A 23,697-nucleotide genomic window follows, 5' to 3' on the forward strand; every position below is an offset into this window, starting at 1 on the left:
TACGAGCCACCCAAAACCGGAACACGTTCTAGTGTGTCCGTCATGGGCAAATTCACCAGGGCCGAAATCGAGCAAGCCTTCGCGAACTACACCACCGTCGTCGAGGGCTGCAGCGCCTCGGGTGACTGGCGACCTTTTGCCGATCTCTTCACCGAAGACGTCGTCTACACCGAACATCACTATGGCGTTTTCCACGGGCGCGAGGCGGTGCGGGACTGGATCGTCGCGGTCATGGCCCCGTTCCCGCACATGCGGTTCCCCAATGGGTGGATCGCCTACGACGACGACAACGACGCGATCGTCATGATGATCAAGAACCTGCTCGACCACCCCACGGACCCCGACGGCGAGCCGTTCTGGTTCCCGAACTGGACTCGGCTGGTCTATGGCGGCAACGGCCTGTTTTCCAGCGAGGAAGACATCTACAACCCCGGCCGCGACGCGCCGGCGGTCGTGGCCGCGTGGATGCAGGCCGGCGGACAGCTCGCGTCGACAGAGATCCTGCAGCCCAACGCCTAGCTCGGGCTAAACCGAGACGCGTTTGCGCCGGCGCGACCGGACCGCCGTCAGCGCCTGCTCCCAGGCCAGCAACGTGGTGGCCTTGAGGTTGGCCGGCTTCATGCTGTCCCGGGACAGCAGCGCGGTCGCGGCGGCTTTGGTGGTCGCCGACGCCTTGGACATGTGCCCGGAGTCGAACGGTGGCTGTGGGTCGTATTCGATCGCCAGCTGGATCGCCTTCGCGCGGCCCTCACCGCCGATCTGCCCGGCCAGCCACAGCGCGAGGTCCAGGCCGGCGGACACGCCCGCGCTCGTTATTACGTTGTCCTGACGCACGATTCGCTCGTCGGACACCGGGATGACGCCGAATGCCTTTAGCGCGGGAAGCGCAATCCAGTGCGAGGTCGCGCGCCGGTCCGTGAGCACGCCCGCCGCGGCAAGGATCACCGACCCCGAACACACCGACGTCGTCCAGCTGGCGGTCCGGTGGGCCTGACGCAGCCAGTCCAGCAGCCGCTCGTCGCGCGCATGCACCGGCGTCGACGGGCCGCCGGGCACCAGAATCACGTCGGGCGAAGGTGTTTCGGCCAGCGAATGCGTCGCGCCGATGACCAGGACGCCCGAATCGGCGGTGATCGGCCCGGAATCGTGCCAGACGAATCGCACCTCGGCGCCCGGAAGGTTTCGCAGCACCTCGTAGGGTCCAATCATGTCCAGGGCGGTGAATCCGGGATAGGCCACGAAGGCAATTTGGGTCATGCTGCGTCCTCTCAGGCGAAGGCCTTGCGGTACTGATCGGGCGAGACACCGACGCGGCGAATGAAGTTGCGCCGCATGGTTTCTGCGGTTCCGAAGCCGCATCGCGAAGCGATCGCCACGACGGTGTCGTCGGTCTCTTCCAACTGCCGGCGAGCGGCTTCGGTGCGGATGCGTTCGACGTAGTGACCGGGCGGCTCGCCGACCTCGTCGGTGAAGACGCGAGTGAAGTGGCGGGGGCTCATGGTCGCCCGGCGGGCCAGTTCGCCGATGCTGTGCGAGCCGCCCGGTTCGGACTCGATGGCGTCCTGCACCTCGCGGATCGAGGGCCGTTTCGCGCGCGGCATCCATACCGGCGCCGCGAATTGCGTCTGACCGCCCGGGCGCCGCAAGTAAAGGACCAAATAACGGGCCACCGTCTGCGCCAGCTCGGTACCGTGGTCGTCCTCGACCAGCGAGAGCGCGAGGTCGATTCCCGCGGTGACGCCCGCGGCCGTCCACACCGTGTCGGAGCTACGGACGAAGATCGGATCGGGGTCGACGTCGACGGCCGGGAATTCGCGCGCCAACCGCCCGGCGAACGCCCAGTGTGTGGTCACGCGGCAGCCGTCCAGCAGCCCAGCCTCGGCGGCAAGGAAGGCGCCGGTGCAGACCGTGACGATGCGGCGGGCGGTGCCGGCGACGGCTTTGATCCACGTCACCAGCTCACTGTCGGTTCGCGCGTCGTCGACGCCCCCGCCGCCGGGGAGCACCACGGTGTCGAGCGGGTCGTCCGGATCCGGTAGCTGCGCCGCCTGGAAGGACAGGCCGGTGGCGGTGCCGACGGATTGGCCGCCGGCGGAGGCCACCACGACGTCGTATCCGCCGTCGGTCAGTAGCGACGCGGTGCTGAAGACGTCATGCGGCCCCACCACATCGAGTGCCTGCACGCCGGGAAAGCCGACGATCACCACTTTGCGAGCCATGGATCCAGTGTTGGCCACGCGGGGGCATGGCGTCTACGCCGTGCAGCCCACGAATTAGGACATGCGGACCTGGCCCCGGGTGGCGGTCCCGGGCTTGGCAGACTGTGGCCATGGCACAGATAACCTTGCGTGGAAACCCGATCAACACTGTCGGCGAGCTACCCGCCGTCGGATCTCAAGCCCCGGCCTTCACCTTGACCGGTACGGATCTGGGCGCGGTCAGCAACGACCAGTTCAGTGGTAAGCCCGTGGTGCTGAACATCTTTCCCTCGATCGACACACCGGTGTGCGCGACCAGCGTGCGGACTTTCAACGAGCGTGCGGCCTCCAGCGGGGCGTCGGTGTTGTGCGTGTCCAAAGATCTGCCGTTTGCGCAGGCGCGGTTCTGCGGGGCGGAGGGCATCGAGAACGTCAAGACGGGGTCGGCGTTCCGCGGCGGCTTCGGCGAGGACTACGGCGTCGGCATCGTCGACGGCCCCATGGCCGGGCTGCTCGCGCGCGCGGTGGTCGTGATCGGCGCCGACGGCAACGTCGCGTACACGGAGTTGGTGCCTGAGATCGCCCAGGAGCCGGACTACGACGCTGCGCTGGCGGCGGTCGGCTAGAACCTTCGTCGGGTCAGCGCGATGGCGGCGCTCAGGTGGGCGTCAAGGTAAACGGCAGCCAATACATCCCGGGACCATCTCCGGGACATCCCGGCGCGCCGACCGCGAAAGTCCGCTCGCCGCGGAAGCTTCCGTCACCGTTGGGCGCCAGGAAGTCGGATCTGGTGGTCGCGACCGTGCCGCCGTCGTCGCAGTGGAACGGGTAGTCCGAGCTCGACACCCACCGGTCGCCCGCCCACTGGTAGTCGAACAACGCTGGGGCATTGGGGTTTTCCCGCAACTGCTCCACCAATAGCCAGTGCGCGACGCAGCCGGAAGCGTCGCAGTTGGTGGTGAAGCTGGCGGCTTGCGTCGACGGTTCCGATGCCCGCGGTTGGCCGTTGAAGGTCTGCTTCGAATGATCGAGGAACGTGTTGTACGAGCCGTAGAGCGGGACGGGCTGGGGCCGGTCTGCGTGCGCTACCGGTGTCCCCGCACCCAGGATGACCACAGCGAAAGTTGCAGCTATCGCGACGTGTCGAAGTGCCATTACCGTTCACCTTTGCAGCCCATGCTCATTTATCTTCGTAACCTGTTGTATCGCAATGAAAGCGTGTTAGCCTGCGATTCCGCGCAGAATTCTTTCAGCGCGAGTGCGGCAAAGGAGCACAGCGATGCGACCGTTCATCCGAAGTGCCTGCGTCCGTGTCCTCGCGGGGATGCTCGTCGGCCTAGTGGCTGTGCAGCTGGCCGGCTGTAGTTCCAAGGCGACCATCAAACCCGACGGCGCGGCCCAGTCGGTCGTCGATGTCGTCTCCAAGCAAACCGGCTTCCATCCGACCGACGTGCATTGCCCGTCGGGGGTGGAAGCCAAAGTCGGCGGACAGTTCGATTGTCACTTCACCGGTCCGGAGGGCACGCCGTACGTCGCGAACATGCGCATCACCAAGGTTGAGGGCGAGCGGGTCGAGTTCGACGTCAAGACCCACCCGAGCTAACTGTCACCGGCCGCGCGGATCGATGAGTTCACGGAATCGCTCCGCCGGGTAAACGGATGCGCCCAACGTGCGGACCCGGTCGTGTAGCGCTCTGTCCGACGTCACCACGCGAATGTCGTGCGGGCTTGTGTCGGCCCGAACCAGCCGGACTATCTCGTCGTCGGCGGAATTCGCGGCCGCTCTAGGCGCGTGCGCTATTTCGACGACCGACGACGTGATGGCGGTCGACGGCGGCCGCTCGAACACCACCGTCACCGTCTCGCCTCGATCCGACGCCCATCGGTCCAGCGTCTCCACCAGCGTCGCCATCGCGCGGCCGCGGTCCTTCCACCAGCCGTCGGGGCGACTACCGATCACGTTCATGCCGTCCACGATCCATCGCACAAGGACACGGTAGGGCTGTGTTGCCGATGCGGCTGGACGGGCCGGTACGGTCACCCCTATGACGTCGATAGCCGACACCGGTGACCGGGTCGTTTCGCTGGCCCGCGGTATGCGGGATCTGGTGCGGGCCGAAGCCGCCGAATCCGAGCGGATGCGCACGCTGACCCCGGCGATCGTAGACGAGATGTGGGGCTGCGGGCTGATGTCCGCCTTCAATCCCGTTGTGGCCGGCGGTGTCGAGCCGTCTTTCGCCGAGATGATCGAGACGTGGATCGAAATGGCTTGGCAGGACGGTTCATTCGGCTGGATCGGCATCGCGAACCTGCCGTCCTCGTTCGCCGCCGCCGCGTACCTGCCCGACGAGGGCTTCGCCGAGGTTTTTACCACGCACGACAACCACGTCACCCTGGGCGGCCAGTTCTTTCCCAACGGGCAGGGGACGGTCGCCGACGGCGGTTATCTGTTGAACGGGTCGTGGAACTTCGGCTCGGGCATCGGTCACTCGCAATACATCGCGGCGGGCTTTTTGCCGATGGAGAACGGCGAAATGCGCTGGATCAGTGAAGGTTTCCCCGAAATGCGGGTCGCGGTCGTTCCGCGCGAAGAGATCAGCTTCGACGACGGCTGGTTCGTGCAGGGGCTCAAAGGGACGGGATCCTATGACTACAGCGCCGAGGGCGTGTTCGTGCCCGCGAGCCGCACCTTCGAACTGTTCGTCAGGCAGCCATGTCGCGGCGAGTCACCGGCCACCCGCATGGGGCTGATGCCCGTCACCGCCGCCGGCCACGCATCGTGGGCGCTGGGTGTGGCCAAGAGCATGCTCGACGATGTCCAGGAACTGGCCGCAACGAAGTTCCGGATGAGCGACATGGCATCTCTGGCCAGCCGGCCCACGTTCCAGAAGGGCCTGGCGCACCACCGCGCGGCCTGGCGCGCGGCCCGCCTGCTGGTGCTCGACTCGTTCACCACCGCCGAGGCGGCGGTTGCCGCCGGAGAAGATCTGACCCCGGCCCTGCGCGCGGACATGCGGGTGGCCGCGGTCTATGCCACCGACACGGCCCGAGCCTGCGCCGAATGGGCCCATCTGGTCGCCGGCACCAGCTCGATCCGCGAGGGCAGCCGCCTCGAGCGGGCTTTCCGCGACATGTACACCGGGACGCAACACGCTTTCATCAGCGAGAAGGTGGCCATCGACGTGGCACAGATATGGCTGGGCATCATCGACGATCAGCCTGGGCTATAGCAGGCGCTCGCCCCGTCGCTGCTCACCCGACTTGTCGCCGTCGCAGTTGTCGTGAGACGGATCGACCGGTTGCGGTCGCTTGATGTGAGCACAATGCGCAAAACCGGGTAATCGTCGCTTATTTCGACTATCGCCCACAAGCGAGACATCCCAGCCGTCGCGCCGTAATTTCGGTTTCAGCAGATAACCGAACGCGCCGCACGATCACCGCGGCGAGCCGAAACACCCTCCGCACGAATGACTTTCGCGATGCGCTTCCGCATCGGGGCACGGCGTTGCGGCATTACACAGAAACGGGGTCGGGAGAATGGTCGCACTGGGAAGCATCAACGCGTGGCAGCCGGGCGAGGGGCCGGTCGTCACGTGGCGGGCCTCAGCCGCCGCGCGCGCGGCGGCTCTCACCGCGCCGCGCAGCGACTTGGCGCCCAGCTACCAAAGGGCTCGGCACCTGCGGTCCGCCTACGACGCGGCGGGACGGGCCGCGCAGCTGCCCAGGCTGATGGTCGTCGCGTGGGACGTTCCGGGCGTTTGTGACATCCCGGTGATGACGGCGACGCTCAACGCGCATGTCCGCCGCCACGACGCCTACCACGACTGGTTTCAGCTCGAGGACGGCGTCATCGTCCGCCGCAGGATCGAGGATCCCATGGACATCGACCTGACCCCCACCGAGTTCGGCTACATGGACGCCAACCAGGTCCGCACGCACGCCCTGACGACAACGCCGAGCACGCTCGATTGGGACTGCTTTACGTTCGGCATCGTTCAGCACGCCGACTATTTCACCTTCTACGCCAGCGTCGACCACCTGCACGTCGACGGGATGTCGGCCGGCCTGATCTTCTTCGACGTCCACACGATGTACCAGCACCTGTCGCAGACAGGGGCCGCGGCCGTCGCCCTCCCGCAGGTGGCGAGTTACCGCAGCTACGCCGCGCGCCAGCGTGACGGACTCGCGGAGCTGACACTGTCCTCGCCGGAGGTCAAGGCGTGGGTCGACTTCGCGCGCGACACCGGCGGCCAGTGGCCGACCTTCCCGCTGCCGGTCGGTGACGGTGGGACCGGCACCAAGGGCACCTTTGTGACGGTCGACCTGCTCGACACCGCCGACACGGAGTCCTTCGAGATCGCCTGCCACGCCGCCGGCGCCCGCTTCAGCGGGGGAGTGCTGGCTTGCGCGGCGTTTGCCGACCACGAGTTCACCGGCGCCGCAACGTATCACGGCTTCACACCGTATGACACCCGGACTCCTGGCCTCGACTCGATGACCGTGGGCTGGTTCGCCAACCTGGTCCCGGTCAGCGTGCCGATTTGCACTGCCACCTTCGCCGAGGCGGCTCGGGCGGCTCAGGAGTCGTTCAACGCCGCCAAGGCCCTGGCCGACGTGCCCGTCGAGCGAGCGCTCGAGCTGGCGGCGCCACTTGAGCTGAAGGTCCAGCCGCCCGATTCCCGGGCAATGATGGTGTCGTTCATCGACTTTCGCAAGATCCCTGCCGCCGGCCTCTTCGAGGAGGCCAACTGGGGCACCTACGCCGACAACCTGTCACACGGCGGGATCAACTTGTGGATCAATCGCCAGGCGCACAAGACCACCGCGACGATCTCCTTCCCGGACAACGCGGAGGCGCGCAAGTCGGTGCACCGCTACCTGGCGGCGCTGACTCAGGCGTTCTCCTACGCCGTCAAGACGACCCCCGACTGGGTGGATGCCGTTGCGCATCACGCCAACTCGAACCACGGCGTGCCGGTCATCAGCGTGTGACAGCGACGTGCGACAGCGAAAGGACAACGAAAATGAGCAACGCACTCGATCTGGTCGACCAGACCTTTTTCCGCGTCGAGCGGGCGGCAGGAGTCACCAATCTGATCCAGTGTTCGTGGGTGTACGACCGCGGCGCCGACGTCCAGGGGCTGCGTCGATTCCATCGGCACCTTCGGTCGGGACGGCTATCGCGCCGCATCGAGCGCTCACCGCTGCCGTTCGGCCGCCATCGCTGGGTAGCGCCCACCGACAAGCCCGACCTCGAGATCGTCGAATCACCCCGGCCCCGTCAGGAATTCGATGCCTGGCTGGCTGAGCAGGCCGAGACCCGCCTCGACGCCGAGCACGGGCCCGGATGGCACCTGGCGGTGCTGCCGTTCACCGACGGCGGCACCGGGGTCAGCCTGGTGGCATCTCATTGCCTGACCGATGCCGTCGGGTTGTGCGAAGCGCTGGCGGACGCGGCTCGCGGCGACGACGGCGCGATCAACTGGCCGGCGGCCGGCTCGCGCCCGCGGTGGCGGGCCCTACGCGAGGACACGCGGCAAGCCGCGCGCGACATTCCCGGCATCGCCCGCGCCGCGGTCGCCGCCTCACGATTCGTCCGGCGCCACCGCGGCGACGCCGCCCTGGCCGCCGCATCCCCGTCGGAGCCCACGGCGGGCACCGACGAAAAAGCCACGCCGCCCGCGGCCACCATCTTCGTCGACGCCGACGACTGGGACGCCCGCGCGCGGGCGCTCGGAGGGACCAGCAACACACTGTTCCTGGCGTTGGCGGCCCGCCTCGGCCAGCGCGTGGGGCGCGCCGGCGCCGACGGCTCGGTCGCCTTGACGATGGCCGTCAACGAGCGCACCGCCGGCGACACCCGCGCCAACGCGATCACCAACGTCGACTTCACCGTGGACCCCGCGCCGGCCACCAGCGACCTGCGGCCTATCCGGGCCATTACCAAGCAGACGCTGATCCGTTCGCAGACGGAGCCGGACGAGCGCTGGACGCTGCTTCCCCTGGTTCTGCTGGTGCCCGAGCAGCTCGGCAAGCGATGGGTCGGCGCCGCCACCAACAGCGCCGCCAGCGTGGGCTCGTCCAACGTAGGTGTGGTGCATCCGGCCGTCAATCGACCCGACGGCACCAACGCCGACCACTTCGCCATCAGGTCGCTCAGCGTAGGGATGACGACGGGCATGTTGCACCAGCTCGGGGGGCTGCTGTCCCTGCTCTCCGGAAGGGCCAACGGCCGGGTCTTCATCTCCGTCGTGGCGTACCAGCCGGACGGCGTGAACTCGGAAGCCGAACTGCAAAGGCACATCTCGGAGATCCTGGGTGAGTTCTCGCTGAGCTCGACCACAGGCTGGCGATGCGACGAGCTGCTGCCCGCCGGATGAGCACAATGCGCACAATCGCGGAATCGCCGCTATCGGCGACTATCGCTCACAAGCGCGACACGCAAGCACCCGTGGCCGTACGTTCGATCTGAAGCAAGTAACACCGCAATTCTCTCGATCGAAATCTCGTGCACTGCAACGATATTCGTTCGATGCCCGAAAAGGACATGGCACATGGACAACACACTCGACCTAGTCGACCAGACCTTCTTTCGGCTCGATGGGGCCGCCGGCGTGGGGCAGGCCGTCTGGGTGTACGACCGGCCGGTCGACATCGACGGTCTGCGCCAGTTTCATCGGCATCTTGAGCAGGGACGGCTATCGCGTCGCATCGAGCGCTCAGCATTGCCGTTCGGCCGCGACCGGTGGGTCTCGGCCAACGATCGACGCGAGCTCGAGATCGCCGCGCCGCGCCGCCGTGCGGAGTTCGACGCCTGGCTGGGCGAGCAGGTCAACACCCCATTGGACGCCGAGCGCGGACCCGGCTGGCACCTGGCGGTGCTGCCGTTCACCGACGGCGGCGCGGGCGTGAGCCTGGTCCTGTCACATTGTGTGACCGACGGCATCGGGGGGTGCCTGGCGATCGTGGAGGCGGCTTGCGGCTACGACGGTGGGGTCGACTGGCCCGCCGCTGGGTCGCGCAAGAGGTGTCGTGCCCTGCGCGAGGACGCCCGCCAAACGATGCGTGACCTGCCCGCGATCGGCCGCGCCGTCGCCGCGGCGGCACGGCTGGCCCGGCGCGACCGCCGAGGGGCGGAATCCGCGGCCCCGGTACCCCCGCAGGCCGCCGGGTCCGACGAACGCATCACGGTGCCGACCGCGACAATCTTCCTCGACGCCGACGAGTGGGACGCCCGCGCGCAGGCGCTCGGCGGAACCAGCAACACCCTGTTCGCCGCGCTGGCGGCCCGCCTCGCGCAGCGGATCGGGCGAGTCGCCGAGGACGGCTCGGTCACCCTTGCGATACCGGTCAACAAGCGCACCGCCGACGACACCCGCGCCAACGCCGTCGCAATGGTCAACATCACGGTGGACCCGGCACTGGTGACAACCGATCAGCGCGCGATCCGGACCGCGATCAAGCACGCGCTCATCCGCTCGGATCAGGAGGACGACGAGCGCCAGACGCTGCTGCCCCTGGTTTCCCTGCTGCCCAAGCGGCTCATCAAGCGGATGGTCGGCGTGGCCACCGGCGGCGTGAGCAACGTCGTCGTCACCTCCAACCTTGGCGCGGCGCCCTCGGAAGTCAACCGGCCCGACGGCACCGACGCCGACTACGTCGCCGTCCGGTCTCTGTACCCGGGCGTGACCAAGTCAGTGATGCACCAGCTCGGCGGGATGCTGTCGTTGCACTCCGGCCGACTGCACCAACAGCTCGTCGTCTCTGTCGCCGCATATCAGCCGGGCGTCGTGGACTCCAATGACGTTCTGAAACAACACGTTACGAGCGTTGTCGACGAATTCGCCCTCGGCGCGACGATCGGCTGGCCACGCAAATACTCCCGCCGCCCAAGCCTTTTCGGCGAAATCGCCTGACCGGACGCCGGATGAAACGACGGAAGGACCGCAGCGAAATGAACAACGTACTCGACCTCTACGACCAGACCGTATTTCTCGGCGAGCGAGCGACCGCGACCACCAACCTGCTGCAGTGCGTGTGGGTGTACAACCGCGCGCCCGACATCGAAGGCCTGCGCCGCTTCCATCGCAACCTGCTGCGCGGGCGGTTGTCCCGCCGCATCGAAACCTCGCCCCTTCCGTTCGGTCGGCACCGCTGGGTGTTGTCGAGCCGGCAGTCCGACCTTGAGATCGTCGAAATGCCGTGGCCGCGCGAGGAATTCGACGCCTGGCTGGCAGAGCAGGCCAACACCCCACTGGACGCCGAGCACGGGCCCGGCTGGCACCTCGCGGTGCTTCCGTTCACCGATGGCGGCGCCGGGGTGAGCTTCGTGATCACCCACTGCCTAACTGACGGTGTCGGACTGTGCGAGGCGTTGTCTGACGCGGCCACCGACCGGCGCGACCCGGTGAGCTGGCCAGCCGCGGGGTCGCGCCGGCGCTGGCAGGCATTGTGGGAGGACGCCCGCCAGACCGCGAGCGACGTCCCCGCGATGGGCCGGGCCGCCGTCGCCGCGGCGCGTTTTGCGCGACGTGACCGCGGTGGCAGCGCCGCATCGCCGGCGACGCCGGCACTGCCCGCGGGGGCGGACGAACCGGCGACGCTACGGTCGCACACCGTGTTCGTCGATGCCGACGAATGGGACGCCCGCGCACATGCCCTCGGCGGGACCAGCAACACCCTGCTCGCCGGGTTGGCGGCCCGGCTTGCCCAGCGGGTGGGACGGCTGGCCGCGGACGGCTCCGTCGCCCTGACGCTGCCGGTCAACGAGCGCACGGAGGACGACACCCGCGCCAACGCCATCACGAACGTCGACTTCACCGTCGATCCTGCGGCGCCGTCGACGGACCTGCGCGGGATCCGCGCCACGGTCAAGCGCGCGCTGGTCCGCTCTAACTCCGAGCCCAACGAGCGGTTCACCCTGCTGCCCCTCGCGCCGCTGCTGCCGCACTGGCTGGTCCGTCGATTGGTCAGCGTCTCCGCGGGCAGCGCCACGAGCGTCGTTTCGTCCAACCTCGGTGTCGTCAACCCGGACGCCAACCGGCCGGACGGCACGCAGGCCGACCAATTCGTCATGAGGTCCCTCGGCCCGGGTGTGACCAAGGCGGTCATGCACCGGCTGGGCGGACTGCTGGTGTTGCTGTCAGGGCGGACGCAGGGCCGGGTGTTCGTTTCCGTCCTCGCCTATGAGCCCGGCCAGCCGAACGCCGACGACGACCTGCGGCGCAACCTGTCGGGCGCGCTCGGTGACTTCTCACTCACCGCCACCACCGGCTGGTCGGATTCCCCACTTCACAAGCTGACAGTCTGAGCGAAAGGTTCTGCAGGACAATGAGTAACGTATTAGATTTCATCGACCAGACATTCTTTCTCGGTGAGCGGGCGACCGGAGTCACGTCGGTCCTGCAGTGCGTCTGGGTGTACGAAAGCGGGGTCGACACCGACGGCCTGCGCAAGTTCAACCAGTGCCTGCAACGGGGCCGGTTGTCGCGGCGCATCGAACGTTCACCCCTGCCGTTCGGCCGCCATCGCTGGGTTTCCCCCCCGAGTCAGTCCGACGTCGAGGTCGCCGGAACACCGCGGCCGCGTGAGCAATTCGATGCCTGGCTCGTCGAACAAGCCAACTCGCCGATCGACGCCGAGCACGGACCCGGATGGCGCCTGGCGGCTCTGCCGTTCACCGACGGCGGCGCCGGGGTGAGCCTGGTCGTCACCCACTGCCTGACCGACGGCGTCGGGCTCTGCGAGGCGCTAGCGGACGCGGCGGCCGGCCGCGAGAACCCTGTCAGGTGGTCGTCCGCCGGGTCGCGCCGGCGGTGGCGGGCCTGGTGGCAAGACGCCCGGCAAACCGCGCGCGACCTGCCGGCGGTCGGCCGCGCCGCGGTCGCCACCGTCCGATTCGCTCGCCGCAACGGCGGCGGTGCCGCGACTCCCCATGCCGGACAACGCGCTTCGAAGGCTGGAGCCGATGAGCGCATCGCGCTGCCGATGGCGACCATCTTCGTCGACGCCTGCGAGTGGGACGCGCGTGCGGCCGCCCTCGGCGGAACCAGCAACACGCTGCTCGCCGCGTTCGCGGCGCGGCTCGCCCAGCGGATGGGCCGCGTCGCGAGCGACGGCTCGGTCACGGTGGGCATGCCGGTCAACGAGCGCGCCGCCTGCGACACCCGCGCCAACGCCGTCACGAGCGCTGACTTCGCGGTCGACCCCACACCGGCGGCGACCGACCTGCGTGAGATCCGCGCCGCGACAAAGCAAGCGCTGATCCGCCATCGGGAGGTGCCCGACGAGAGGACTGCGCTGCTGCCGCTGACCCCCTTCGTGCCCCGGTGGCTGGTCCGGCAGATGATCGGGATGGCCGCCGCCAGGGGCGCCGGGGTCGTTTCCTCCAACCTCGGCGGGATCGACCCCGCCGCCAACCGCCCGGACGGCAGCGACGCGAACCACTTTGCCATCAAGGGCTACAACGTGGGGGCGACCACGTCGATCATGGACCGCACCGGGGGCATCCTGGCGTTGCTGTCGGGAAGAGCACGGGGACGGGTCTTCGTCTCGGCCCTGGCGTATCAGCCGAATCGCATGAACTCGAACGAGGGTCTGCGGCAGGACATTTCGTGCGTTCTGCGGGACTTTTCGCTCTCTGCGACGTCCGATTGGACAGCCACGTCGCCCGAAATGTACGGCCTGCCCGCGTAGCGACTACACCCAGAGGGGACCCAGGAAGATGAGCAACGTACTGGATTTGATGGACCAGACCGCGTTCGCCGGCGAGCGAGCGACCGGGACCACCAACCTGCTGCAGTGTGTCTGGGTGTACAACCGCGCGCCCGACATCGACGGCTTGCGCAGGTTTCACCGCAATCTGCAGCGGGGACGGTTGTCGCGCCGCATCGAACGCTCCGCCCTGCCGTTCGGCCGGCACCGCTGGGTCTCGCCGCGCGGCCAGTCCCAGCTGGAGATCGTGCCGGCGCCGCGCCCACGGGACGAATTCGATGCCTGGCTGGATGAGCAGGCCGACACGCGTCTCGATGCCGAGCGCGGGCCCGGCTGGCACCTTGCGGTGCTCCCGTTCACCGACGGCGGCGCGGGCGTGAGTTTCGTTATCTCACATACCCTTATCGACGGCATCGGGCTGTGCGAGGCGTTGGCGGACGCGGCCGCCGGTTACCGCGACCCGATCAGCTGGCCCGCCGCCGGGTCGCGGGAGCGCTGGCGGGCGCTGCGGGAAGATGCCCGCCAGACCGCGCGGGACATCCCGGCGATGGCGCGCGCCGTCGTTGCCGCGGCACGGTTCGCACGGGACAACCGCGGCGACGTTTCCGGCGCGGCGGCGCTCAGCCGTCCGCTCGCGCCGTCGGCCGGAGCCGACGAACGCATCACGCCCGCGAAGGCAACGATCTTTGTCGACGCCGCGGAGTGGGACGCCCGCGCCCGCGCTCTCGGCGGAACCAGCAACGCATTGCTAGGGGGACTGGCGGCGCGCCTCGCCCAGCGGGCGGGGCGAGTCGCCCGGAACGGCATGGTCACGTTGGCGATACCCGTCAACGAGCGCGTCGACGGCGACACTCGCGCCAACGCCATCACGAGCGCCGACATCACGGTCGACCCTGCGGCCGCCGCGACGGACCTCACCGAGATCCGTTCCTCGATCAAGCGAGCGCTGATCCGCCACCGGGAGGTGCCCGACGAGCGGCTGGCACTGCTGCCCCTGGCTCCGCTGTTGCCGCGGTGGCTGATTAGGCGAATGGTCAGCGTGGCCCTCGGCGGCGCGACGACCAGCGGATCGTCCAACCTCGGTGGGGTGAACGCCGCCGCCAACCGGCCCGACGGGACGGCCGCGGACCACTTCGCCATGAAGTCGCTGTGCCCGGGCGCCACCAAGGCGACGGTACAGCCAACCGGGGGCCTGCTCGGGTTGCTCTCGGGACGGGTGCAGGGACAGATATTCGTCTCGATCTGTGCGTATCAGCCCGAGCGGCGGAACTCGAATGACCAGTTACGCGAGCAACTTTCGAGCGTCCTGAACGAACTGTCCCTGTCGGCCACCATCGGCTGGCCGTGCCCCGAGCCGGTTGCCGACACCCTCTGAGCACAACGCGCAAAACCGGGGAATCGCGGCTAATGGCGACTATCGCCGACAAGCGAGACCCCGCGCTGAGGCCGCCATAGGTTCGATCTATCGAAGACGGTCCTACACACCATAGAGGGGTCTCACCATGTTCAAGCCTGCCGCCGCAACCAACGCCGCCGGCGCTTCGGCCCCCGCGACGGGTGTGTTCGGGGGACTAGGGCTCCTCGTCGTGCGCGCGCCCTGGCTCATCATCGCCGCCTGGGCCGCGGTGGTTGCCGTGTTGGCGGTGGCGTTCCCTCCCCTGACCAAGGTCGTGGAAAGCAAGCCCCTACAGCCGTTTCCGCCCCAGGCGATGGCGGCTGCCGACCAGATGGCCAAGGATTTCGGTGAGTCCGCACAGAACATCCTGGTCGTGGTGCTGACCGACAACCGGGGTCTGCAGCCCGTCGACGAGCAGACCTACGCCAAGCTGGCGGCCACGTTGCGCGGCGACGCCCGCGACGTGAGCGGCGTACACGACGTCGTGACCACCCCCGCGCTGCGTCCACTGATGGCCAGCGCGGACAACAAGGCGTCCTACATGGCGGTGAGTCTGCGGGCGCCGGCCGGGACTCCGGAGTCCACGCGGGCATACCAGCGGATCATGGAGATCGCCAAGCGTTCCACCGCGGGGTCGACGCTGACCGCGGAGCTGACCGGCCAGGGCGCCATGGCCGGCGACCTGACCATCGTCAGCACCCGCGACATGCACATGATCGAAACGGTCACCGCGTTGCTGGTACTGGCCATCCTGCTGGCGATCTACCGGCGGCCGGTCATGGTGGCGGTGGTGCTGATAGTCCTCGGTATCTCGGTCACGTCGGCACAAGGTGCGGTGTCGGCGCTAGCGCAGGCCGGGCTTGGGGTGTCCTCGCTGACGATCGCGTTGATGACGGCCATGATCTTCGGCGCTGGCACCGACTATGCGGTGTTCCTGATCAGCCGTTACCACGAGTACATCCGGTCGGGGATGAACTCCGATGTGGCCGTGCAGAAGGCGCTGAGTTCGATCGGTGAGGTCATCGCGGCATCGGCGGCCACCGTCGCCGTCACGTTCCTGGGCATGGTGTTCACCCGACTGCCCGCGTTCACGAGTATTGGTCCGGCGCTTGCCGTTTCGGTCGGGATGGCGTTTGTCGCCGCCGTCACGCTGTTGCCCGCCATGCTCGTGCTCACCGGCCGGCGCGGTTGGGTGAAGCCACGACCGCCGCTCACCGGCCGCATGTGGCAGCGCTCAGCCGTTCAGCTGGTGCGCCGGCCGAAGGCACACCTGCTGGCCAGCGTGTCGGTGCTCATCGTGCTGGCGAGCTGCGCGGCGTTCCTGCGGCCGAGCTTCAACGACCGCCTGCAGTTGCCGCAGTCGTCGCCCAGCAACGTGGGCTACTCGACGATGGCAGCTCACTTTTCGACGGGCACGCTGCTGCCGGAGTACATCTACGTCCGGTCGCCGCATGACCTGCGGACGTCGCGGGCTCTGGCCGACCTGGACCAGATGGCGCAACGCGTTTCGCAGCTGCCCGACATCGCCGCGGTGCGCGGCATCACGCGGCCTACCGGGCAGCCGCTGGATCAGGCCAAGCTCAGCAACGAAGCCGGCACGGTCGGCTCCAAGCTCCAGGACGCGTCGACCCAGATCAGCGACCGGACCAGCGACCTCGACGCGCTCACCAACGGCGCCGACCAACTAGCGGCCAGCCTCGCCGAAGTTCGCGACCATGTCCGCGCCGCCAGCGGGCCGATGACCCGGCTCGCTGCGACGGTGGGCCAGGCGCAGCAGCAGCTCGGCGCGGCGGCCACCGTCCTGGACAACGTCCGTCAGCTGGCGAACGGGTCCATTGCGACGCTCACAAACAGCGTCGCCGCGGCCGCGGCCCCGATGCTCGGTGGTTCGATCCCGCGCCCCTCGGTTGACGCCATCCAGGCGGCGGTGCAGAACCTGACCGGACTCTTGGCCACGACATCGAACAGCCTGCGGGCGGCGGGCGGCAGCACCGCCGGCATGTCGCAGAAGATCGGAGCCATGCAGGCGGCCGCCGACCAACTGGCCGACGGGAGCCGCCGGCTGGCCGTTGGCGTGCGCACTCTCGTCGAGCAGACCAAGAAGATGGGCTTGGGCATGAGCCAGGCGGCCGACTTCCTGCTGTCGATGAAGCGCGACGCCACGACGCCTTCCATGGCCGGCCTGTACATCCCGCCGCAGGTGATCACCTCCGACGACTTCAAAAACGCAGCCAAGATGTTCATCTCACCCGACGGCCACGCGGTGCGCTACATGGTCGAGACGAAGTTCGACCCGTTCAGCACCGCCGCGATAAACCAGGTCGAGTCGGTCCTGGACACCGCGCGCGGGGCGCAACCGAACACCACGCTGTCGGACGCGACAATCTCGATGGTCGGCATGACCCCGATGTACACCACGCTGCGCAGCTACTACAACAACGACTTTCGGTTGATCGTCATTATGACGCTGCTCGTCGTGTTCGTCATCCTGGTGATCTTGCTGCGGGCGCTCGTGGCCCCGCTGTATCTGATTGCCTCCGTGGTGATCTCGTACCTCTCGGCGGTGGGGCTGGGTGTCGTCTTCTTCCAGTTCGTGCTCCACCAGGCGATCAGCTGGAACGTGCAGGCGACCGCGTTCATCGTGCTGGTGGCCGTCGGCGCCGACTACAACCTGTTGTTGATCACGCGCATTCGCGAAGAGTCACGCTTCGGCATCCGATCCGGCATCATCCGCGCCGTGCGTTCGACGGGTGGTGTCATCACGTCTGCCGGCATCATCTTCGCCGCCTCGATGTTCGGCATGCTGACCGGCAGCCTGTCGACCATGGTGCAAACGGGGTTCATCATCGGCATGGGCTTGTTGATCGACACCTTCGTGGTCCGCACGGTCACGGTGCCGGCCCTGGCCGCTCTGGTAGGGAAGGCCAACTGGTGGCCTGCCAGGCCGGCCAAGGTCGCCAAGCCGGCGAAAGCCGTCCCCGCTGCCACCGGGCCCGCCCCCGCGGCGCTCACCTGCATCCACGGCGACATGCCGCATGCCTTGGTGGCCAGCAACATTCGCCGCTCGGCGGCCCGGCGCCGGCGGGCGCTGGCCCAGCAGGACGCACGGGCTCGTCGCGCGTCGATCGCCGGCGCCGGGCCACTCGCCCGGCGAGCCTGCGCCTGGGGCGTCGAGCCTGCGCGCGAATCGCCGCTCAGCGCAGGGGACGCGCCGACTTGGCGTTGGCGGCGAATTCCTGCTCCGGGCGGCCCGTCGTGCCGTAGCGCAACCCGACGGTGACGTCACCGTCACCGGCCAGCGCCGCCAGATACCGCTGGGCGGTTGCCCGCGAGATCCCGATGGCCGCGGAAACCTCCGCCGCCGACTTGGGCTTCTCTGATACGCGCAACGCTTGCAGCACAAGCTGTTTGGTGGATGAAGCCGCGATGGTGGCCTGCGCAGGGGGAGCGATCCTGGGGCGCAGGGCGTCCAGCGCCGCATCCACGTCGCTCGCGGTGAGGTTTTGGCCGGCCAGGATCTTGCGGTAGCGCGCGTAGCCGGCCAGGCGCGCGGCCAGCTCGGTGGTTGCGAACGGTTTGACAAGGTAGTTCACCGCACCCGCCGACATCGCGGCGCGGATCGTGGCCGCCTCGGTTGCCGCCGTCAAAACGATGCTGTCGCAATGCAATTCACGGATGAAGTCGATGCCGGACCCGTCGGGCAAGTAGACGTCGACCAGCGCGAGGTCGACGGCGGGCGCCCCCCGCACGGCCTCGCGAGCGGCCGAGAGCGTGTTCACGGTGGCTGTCACCGTGAAGCCCGGTAGCGTGTTGACGACCTCGGCGTGCAGGTTGGCGACGCGGAAGTCGTCATCGACCACCAGGACGGTCAGCTCTGCGTCACCCATTGCGCCTCCTCAACCATTACGCCCGGGAGCCGGGCCATGAACTCCGCGCCGCCCAGCGGCGCCTCCGGACTGCCCGCACTGGCCAGCCACAGGTCGCCCCCGAGGGCGCGGCTGATCTGCCGCGACAGCGCAAGGCCGATACCGCGGCCGCCCGGTATACCGGAGTCCGGCTTCGTGGTCCGGCCCTCGGTGAACAAATCCTCGACGAAGTCTGGCGCCACGCCGTCGCCGCTGTCGGCTACCGTGATGTGCAGCGTCGAACCATCTTGCAGCAGTTCGACTTCCACCTCGTTGGTCTCGTTGTCGCTCAACCGAACCGCGTCGATCGCGTTGTCCAGCAGATTGCCCACGACGGTGGTGACGTCGACTGGCAGCACGAGCCGGCCGGGCACCCAGGTGTTCTCGCCGATCGTCAGCGTCACGCCCGCCTCGCGTGCGGCCGCGGCCTTGGCGGCCAAGAATGCCTGCAGGTAGGCATCGCGGATGGAGTCGATACCGGGTAGCGCGGACCCAAGCGGTCCCGATCCGAGGAGTTCTTCCAGGTATTGCAGTCCCTCGTCAACGTGACCGCCATGCAACAGGCCGTTCAGCAAGTGCAGACGGTTGGCGAACTCGTGGCGTTGTGCGCGTAACACCGTGCTCATGACCTGCACGGCGTCAAGCTGCCGGGTCAGCGATTCGACGTCGGTTCGGTCCCGCACCACCAGAACCGTTCCCAGCTCGCGTCCTTCGCGCACCACCGGCCGAGCCGAGACCACGACGATGCGTTCGCCGACGGTGGCCAACGTGGGTGCCGAATCGGCGGAATTCAACACGTCGAGCACTCGCGGGGTCAGGCCGATCTGGTCAATGGGTCGGCCCGTTTCGTTGCCGATCTCGAGCAGCCGGCACGCCTCGTCGTTGACGAACGTGGTTTGTCCGGATGTGTCCACCGCTAGCACACCCTCGCCGATGCCCTGCAGCACCGCCGCCTGACTGCGTACCAGCTCGGTAATCTCGGCCGGCCGCAAACCCAGCGTCAGCCCTCGCCACCGCCGGGCAAGGGCCAACGAAGCGCCCGCGCCGATCAGCAGGAGAACGCCTCCCATCGCGCCCAGCACCTGCAGATTTTTCGAAAATTGATCGTCGAAGGCCTTCGTGGAGATGCCGACGATGACCACACCCAACACCCGATTGGAACCCGGCTCGAACACCGGGACTTTCGCAACGATTGCGCGTCCGAAAACGGTGTCGTCATGCGACGTCATCTCCTGCCCGGCCAACGGTGTCGCGATGTCGGCGAGGACATGATGGGCCAACCTGTCGCGCTGCGGAGACGCGACCCTGATGCCGGCTGCATTGGCCACCACGACGAACAACACGTGGGTGCGCTGTTCAACCCGTGACGCGACGCCTTGGATCGGACCCCCCGCCAGTTCGCCAACCACTTCCGGGCTCGGGGTCAACGGTGCAGCGTCGTAGCGCGCGATGTTCGTGACCACCGTCGGCGATGAGGCGACGACGCGGGCGATATCGGTGGCATGGACGTGGTATTGGCTGTCCAGGCGCTGGCGGTTGAATAGGGCAAAGAGCACGAACGCGATGATCAACGCCAGCGTCACCACGACGAGCTGCAACACCAATACCTGGGTGGCGAGTCGCAAGTCGATGCGACCCTTGGCGGCCATGAGGGGACCGTACCACCGAGCTGAGCAGAATGCGCAAAAGTCGGGCGGGCGGGCGCCGGCTTGATTTACAGATGAGCCAAAAGCCGCGCGGCGAACACCTCGGGATGCTCCCGGTGCATGAAATGCCCGCCCGCGACCTCCTCAACGATGTACTCGTTGTCGAACATCCGGGCGGCGGATCGATAGTCGGAGGGCTCGACGACCGGATCGTCGAGTCCCGCGAAGACGACCGTCGGCACCGTGATCCGCGCCCGCAGCGACGCGCTGGGGATGGGGGAGAGCTTGCGGTAATAGCCGAACGCCGCATCCAAGCTCGCCCGGTTGGAAAAGCACGCGCGCACGGCGTCGAACTCTTTGGGATCGGGGTTCCATGTTGGCGACCAGCGCCGATAGATGGCGGGCAGGGCCGCAAAGTCGTTGCGCGCGAAGCGGTTCGCCGCTCCCGGCAGCTTGTACGCCACGAAGTGACGAGCGCCCCAAAGCTTCTTCGGTGACGGCTTGAGCGTCGCCGGATGTGGAATGGCCACGACGATTAGCTTCGTCACACGCTCCGGGCCCAGGGCCGCCGCGCCGTACACGGCCGAGGCACCCCAGTCGTGCCCGATGACGATCGCGTCGCGTGCGCCTAGCGCGTCGATCAGCGCGAGCGGGTCACGCGCCAGGGTCTCTTGGTCGGTGTCGCGATCGGGGATCGCGCTGGGGTGATAGCCGCGCAGGAACGGGCTGACCGCGCGGTAGCCGCTGGCGGCGATGCGCGGGCGAAGATCGTCCCACGTGTGCGCCGTATCCGGAAACCCGTGCAGCATCAGCACAAGAGGCCCGGAACCCTCCTCGAGATAGCCAAACTTCAGCCCATTCGCCTCGACGAAACGAATCGTTGTGGCCATGGCCTCTGGACACTACGCCCGTTTAGTGGCCGGTTAGTGCTCGGCGGGATAGGCGTGGATCAGCGCGCTGGTGAGTTTCGGGACGGCATGCGTCAGTTCGTGTTCGGCGTCGTGGGCGATGCGATGCGCCTGCGCCAGATCGAGATCGGGATTGACGTCCAGTTCGGCATCGGCGTGCAGGCGGTGGCCGATCCAGCGCATCCGCACACTGCGCACCGCGTGCACCCCGGGGCGGGCCGCCAACGCGTGTTCGGCGGCGTCGACCAGCGCGGGGTCCACGCCGTCGAGTAGACGACGGAACACGTCGCGTGCCGCCGTGCGCAGTACGGCCAGGATCGCCACGGTGATGACCAGGCCGACGATCGGGTCCGCCAGCGGGAACCCAAGCGCGACACCGCCGGCCGAGCACAGCACCGCTAGGGACGTCAGCCCGTCGGTGCGTGCATGCAAGCCGTCAGCGACCAACGCGGCCGAGCCCAGCCGGCGCCCGACCCTCATCCGGTAGAGGGCCACCGATTCGTTTCCGACGAACCCGATCAGCCCGGCCAGCGCCACCCATCCGATGTGCCCGATCGGTTCGGGATGGGTCAGCCGCACGACGGCTTGGTACCCGGCGACGATCGCCGACAGCGTGATCGTCGCGACCACGAACAAACCGGCCAGATCCTCCGCTCGCCCCAACCCGTATGTGTAGCGGCGCGTGGCGGCCTTGGTGCCCAACGCGAACGCCATCCACAACGGCACCGCAGTGAGGGCGTCGGAGAAGTTGTGGACGGTGTCGGCGGCCAGTGCAACGGATCCGGAAACCATGACGATGGCGAGCTGGGCGGTCGCGGTCAGCCCGAGTACCACCAGGCTGATCTTGACCGCCCGGATCCCCGCGACGCTGGATTCCAGGGCATCGTCAATGCTGTCGGCGGCGCCGTGGGAATGCGGGGCGAAGATCTCCCTGATCGCCCCACGCAGACCCCCCGAATGGTCGTGGTCGTGGTCATGGTCATGGGGGTCGACATGGGCAATACAGCTATCTGCATGCATACGCAAATAGTAGGCATTGACTCTGGCGTCTCGCCACCCGACGGTCGCCTACCATTTGCGCATGCGCGGCGAGAAAATCCTCATCACCGGTCCCACCGGGCAGGTGGCCAGTCCCATTGCCCAGGCCCTGGCGGTCGACAACGAGGTTTGGGGCATCGCGCGGTTCACCAATGCCGCGGCCCGTGAAGCACTCGAGAAATCCGGCGTGCGGTGCGAGACCGTCAACCTGGCGGCTGGAGACTTCGCCGCGATCCCGTCCGACTTCGACTACGTCCTCAATTTGGCCGTCGCCAAAAGCGGCGACTGGGACAAGGATCTGGGAGCCAACGCGGAGTCCGTCGGTCTGCTGATGGCCCACTGCCGCAACGCGAAAGGATTTCTGCACTGCTCGTCGGCGGCCGTCTACGACCCGCCCGACGACGAACCGCGGACCGAGCGCGCCGCCCTGGGCGACAACCACAAACCGTTGTTCCCGACCTATTCAATCTCCAAGATCGCCGGGGAGGTCGTCGCCCGGACGATGGCGCGCGCGCTCGGCATTCCCACCACCATCGCGCGGCTCAACGTCCCGTACGGCGACAACGGCGGGTGGCCGTTCTACCACATGGAGATGATCCTGGCCGGTATCCCGATCCCCGTCCCGCCCGGCGCTCCCGCCCGCTACAACCCGATCCACGAGGACGACATCATTGCGACCATTCCGAAGCTGCTCGAAGCGGCGTCGGTTCCGGCGACCACGGTCAACTGGTGTGGCGATCAAGCCGTCAGCCTCCAGGAGTGGTGTGGTTACCTCGGCTCGCTGGTCGGCAAGGAGCCGGTTTTCGACGAGAGCGCCCAGGCGCTGCGCGGCAATCCCACCGACGTGACGCAGATGCACGAATTGATCGGGGGCACGACGGTGGACTGGCGCGACGGGCTTCGCCGGATGGCGACCAAGTTCCACCCGGAGCTGGTGGCGTAGACACTCGCCGAGCAACCCTGCGGCCGGACGTGGCAGCATCGCCCAGGTGACCGACAGCTCGGCCGAGCAGCGCCTGCGCGACCTCGCGCGGTTACGTCGCGTCCGCGACCGCATCGACCGTGACTACGCGCAGCCCCTCAACGTCGAGGCGCTCGCAAGAGGGGTACACATGTCCGCCGGGCACCTCAGCCGCGAGTTCCGGCGCGCCTACGGGGAGTCGCCGTACTCGTATCTGATGACGCGGCGCATCGAACGCGCCATGGCGTTGCTGCGCCACGGCGACCTCAGCGTCACCGAAGTCTGTTACGCGGTCGGCTGCTCCTCGCTCGGGACCTTCAGCACTCGGTTCACCGAGCTTGTCGGCATGCCGCCCAGCGCTTATCGGGAACTCACGACGGGCGGGACGGCCAGCCTGCCGCCATGCGTGGAAAAACAGGTCACCAGACCGATCAGGAATCGAGAAGCGCCCGCCGCAGACGCCCACCTAGCCTGACGGTCATGGACGTCACCATTCATTCGAGCTTCCTTCCGCACGACGACCCCGAAGCATCGCTCGCCTTCTATCGCGACACCCTCGGCTTCGAGGTCCGCCTCGATGTCGGAAAGGGAAAGATGCGCTGGATCACCGTTGGCCCTCCCGCCCAGCCCGAGACATCGATCGTGCTGAACCCGCCGGGCGCCAACCCCGGCATTACCGACGACGAGCGCCGCACCATTGCCGAAATGATGGCGAAGGGCACCTACGCGATGCTCCTGCTGGCCACCAAAAACCTCGACAGCACCTTCGAGCAGCTACAAGCCGGCGACGCCGAGATTGTCCAGGAGCCGACGGAGCAACCGTACGGAGTTCGCGACTGCGCGGTGCGCGATCCCGCGGGCAACCTGATCCGCATCCAGGAATTGCGCTGACGGCAACCGCCCAAACGAAAAGTTCCGAACCTGCTTGAGGT

Annotated in this window: 22 protein-coding genes; 14 read left to right on the top strand and 8 right to left on the bottom strand. The window is 67.8% G+C overall.

The window, feature by feature from the left end; genetic code table 11:
* The first annotated feature begins 42 nt into the window (after positions 1 to 42).
* Positions 43 to 519 (top strand): nuclear transport factor 2 family protein, encoded by a 477-nt coding sequence (locus A5745_RS06870; protein WP_076057934.1) that lies wholly within the window; start codon positions 43 to 45, stop codon positions 517 to 519.
* A gap of 6 nt (positions 520 to 525) precedes the next feature.
* Here A5745_RS06870 and A5745_RS06875 read toward each other — a convergent pair whose 3' ends face one another.
* Both A5745_RS06875 and A5745_RS06880 read right to left on the bottom strand, forming a co-directional pair.
* Entirely contained in the window at positions 526 to 1,257 is a 732-nt protein-coding gene (locus A5745_RS06875) for a DJ-1/PfpI family protein (RefSeq protein WP_076115558.1), read from the bottom strand.
* 11 nt (positions 1,258 to 1,268) lie between these two features.
* Positions 1,269 to 2,219: a GlxA family transcriptional regulator gene (locus tag A5745_RS06880; RefSeq protein ID WP_076115559.1), complete on the bottom strand. Its 951-nt coding sequence runs from the start codon at positions 2,217 to 2,219 to the stop codon at positions 1,269 to 1,271.
* 110 nt (positions 2,220 to 2,329) lie between these two features.
* Here A5745_RS06880 and tpx point away from each other — a divergent pair, with 110 nt between their 5' ends.
* A complete protein-coding gene (tpx, locus tag A5745_RS06885; protein ID WP_076057932.1) occupies positions 2,330 to 2,824 on the top strand; it encodes a thiol peroxidase in 495 nt (164 codons plus the stop codon).
* 31 nt (positions 2,825 to 2,855) lie between these two features.
* Here the strand turns inward: tpx and A5745_RS06890 are convergent, their stop codons facing one another.
* Positions 2,856 to 3,305 carry a hypothetical protein gene (locus A5745_RS06890; protein WP_083662769.1) on the bottom strand — a complete coding sequence of 150 codons (450 nt, stop codon included), beginning with the start codon at positions 3,303 to 3,305 and terminating at the stop codon, positions 2,856 to 2,858.
* Positions 3,306 to 3,477: 172 nt separating this feature from the next.
* On the opposite strand from A5745_RS06890, the gene A5745_RS06895 reads away from it, so the two are divergent.
* A complete protein-coding gene (locus tag A5745_RS06895; protein WP_254848505.1) occupies positions 3,478 to 3,801 on the top strand; it encodes a DUF4333 domain-containing protein in 324 nt (107 codons plus the stop codon).
* Between the two features lie 3 nt (positions 3,802 to 3,804).
* Here the strand turns inward: A5745_RS06895 and A5745_RS06900 are convergent, their stop codons facing one another.
* A complete protein-coding gene (locus A5745_RS06900; RefSeq protein ID WP_076115561.1) occupies positions 3,805 to 4,185 on the bottom strand; it encodes an NYN domain-containing protein in 381 nt (126 codons plus the stop codon).
* Positions 4,186 to 4,243: 58 nt separating this feature from the next.
* Here A5745_RS06900 and A5745_RS06905 point away from each other — a divergent pair, with 58 nt between their 5' ends.
* From A5745_RS06905 to A5745_RS06940, 8 genes are all read left to right on the top strand, one after another.
* Positions 4,244 to 5,428 carry an acyl-CoA dehydrogenase family protein gene (locus tag A5745_RS06905; RefSeq protein ID WP_076115562.1) on the top strand — a complete coding sequence of 395 codons (1,185 nt, stop codon included), beginning with the start codon at positions 4,244 to 4,246 and terminating at the stop codon, positions 5,426 to 5,428.
* A gap of 307 nt (positions 5,429 to 5,735) precedes the next feature.
* Positions 5,736 to 7,190 (top strand): condensation domain-containing protein, encoded by a 1,455-nt coding sequence (locus A5745_RS06910; RefSeq protein WP_076115563.1) that lies wholly within the window; start codon positions 5,736 to 5,738, stop codon positions 7,188 to 7,190.
* A 32-nt stretch (positions 7,191 to 7,222) separates the two neighbouring features.
* Positions 7,223 to 8,578: a hypothetical protein gene (locus A5745_RS06915; RefSeq protein WP_076115564.1), complete on the top strand. Its 1,356-nt coding sequence runs from the start codon at positions 7,223 to 7,225 to the stop codon at positions 8,576 to 8,578.
* Between the two features lie 174 nt (positions 8,579 to 8,752).
* A complete protein-coding gene (locus A5745_RS06920; RefSeq protein ID WP_076115565.1) occupies positions 8,753 to 10,114 on the top strand; it encodes a hypothetical protein in 1,362 nt (453 codons plus the stop codon).
* 38 nt (positions 10,115 to 10,152) lie between these two features.
* Entirely contained in the window at positions 10,153 to 11,508 is a 1,356-nt protein-coding gene (locus A5745_RS06925; protein WP_076115575.1) for a hypothetical protein, read from the top strand.
* A gap of 20 nt (positions 11,509 to 11,528) precedes the next feature.
* Positions 11,529 to 12,893, top strand: coding sequence for a hypothetical protein (locus tag A5745_RS06930; RefSeq protein WP_076115566.1), 1,365 nt, complete (start codon positions 11,529 to 11,531; stop codon positions 12,891 to 12,893).
* A 28-nt stretch (positions 12,894 to 12,921) separates the two neighbouring features.
* A complete protein-coding gene (locus tag A5745_RS06935) occupies positions 12,922 to 14,286 on the top strand; it encodes a hypothetical protein (protein ID WP_076115567.1) in 1,365 nt (454 codons plus the stop codon).
* 127 nt (positions 14,287 to 14,413) lie between these two features.
* A complete protein-coding gene (locus A5745_RS06940; protein ID WP_083662765.1) occupies positions 14,414 to 17,587 on the top strand; it encodes an RND family transporter in 3,174 nt (1,057 codons plus the stop codon).
* On the opposite strand, the gene A5745_RS06945 is transcribed toward A5745_RS06940, so the two are convergent.
* From A5745_RS06945 to A5745_RS06960, 4 genes are all read right to left on the bottom strand, one after another.
* A complete protein-coding gene (locus tag A5745_RS06945; protein WP_076115568.1) occupies positions 17,502 to 18,194 on the bottom strand; it encodes a response regulator in 693 nt (230 codons plus the stop codon). The genes A5745_RS06940 and A5745_RS06945 overlap by 86 nt on opposite strands.
* The gene (locus A5745_RS06950; RefSeq protein ID WP_083662767.1) at positions 18,176 to 19,861 is read right to left on the bottom strand and encodes an ATP-binding protein; all 1,686 of its coding nucleotides are present in this window, start codon (positions 19,859 to 19,861) and stop codon (positions 18,176 to 18,178) included. The genes A5745_RS06945 and A5745_RS06950 overlap by 19 nt, the downstream gene beginning before the upstream one ends.
* 65 nt (positions 19,862 to 19,926) lie before the next feature.
* Positions 19,927 to 20,748: an alpha/beta fold hydrolase gene (locus tag A5745_RS06955; RefSeq protein WP_076115569.1), complete on the bottom strand. Its 822-nt coding sequence runs from the start codon at positions 20,746 to 20,748 to the stop codon at positions 19,927 to 19,929.
* Between the two features lie 33 nt (positions 20,749 to 20,781).
* Positions 20,782 to 21,786 (bottom strand): cation diffusion facilitator family transporter, encoded by a 1,005-nt coding sequence (locus A5745_RS06960; RefSeq protein WP_076115570.1) that lies wholly within the window; start codon positions 21,784 to 21,786, stop codon positions 20,782 to 20,784.
* A 61-nt stretch (positions 21,787 to 21,847) separates the two neighbouring features.
* Here A5745_RS06960 and A5745_RS06965 point away from each other — a divergent pair, with 61 nt between their 5' ends.
* Genes A5745_RS06965 through A5745_RS06975 form a run of 3 tightly spaced genes read left to right on the top strand, consistent with a single transcriptional unit; the run spans position 21,848 to position 23,656 of the window.
* Positions 21,848 to 22,747: an NAD(P)-dependent oxidoreductase gene (locus A5745_RS06965; protein ID WP_076115571.1), complete on the top strand. Its 900-nt coding sequence runs from the start codon at positions 21,848 to 21,850 to the stop codon at positions 22,745 to 22,747.
* Positions 22,748 to 22,793: 46 nt separating this feature from the next.
* Complete coding sequence (locus tag A5745_RS06970) at positions 22,794 to 23,240, top strand: helix-turn-helix transcriptional regulator (RefSeq protein ID WP_076115572.1); 447 nt, start codon at positions 22,794 to 22,796, stop codon at positions 23,238 to 23,240.
* Between the two features lie 5 nt (positions 23,241 to 23,245).
* The gene (locus tag A5745_RS06975; RefSeq protein ID WP_076115573.1) at positions 23,246 to 23,656 is read left to right on the top strand and encodes a VOC family protein; all 411 of its coding nucleotides are present in this window, start codon (positions 23,246 to 23,248) and stop codon (positions 23,654 to 23,656) included.
* The last annotated feature ends 41 nt before the right edge of the window (positions 23,657 to 23,697 follow it).

Origin of the sequence: Mycobacterium sp. IS-2888 (assembly GCF_001954215.1) — a bacterium.
GTDB lineage: Bacteria > Actinomycetota > Actinomycetes > Mycobacteriales > Mycobacteriaceae > Mycobacterium.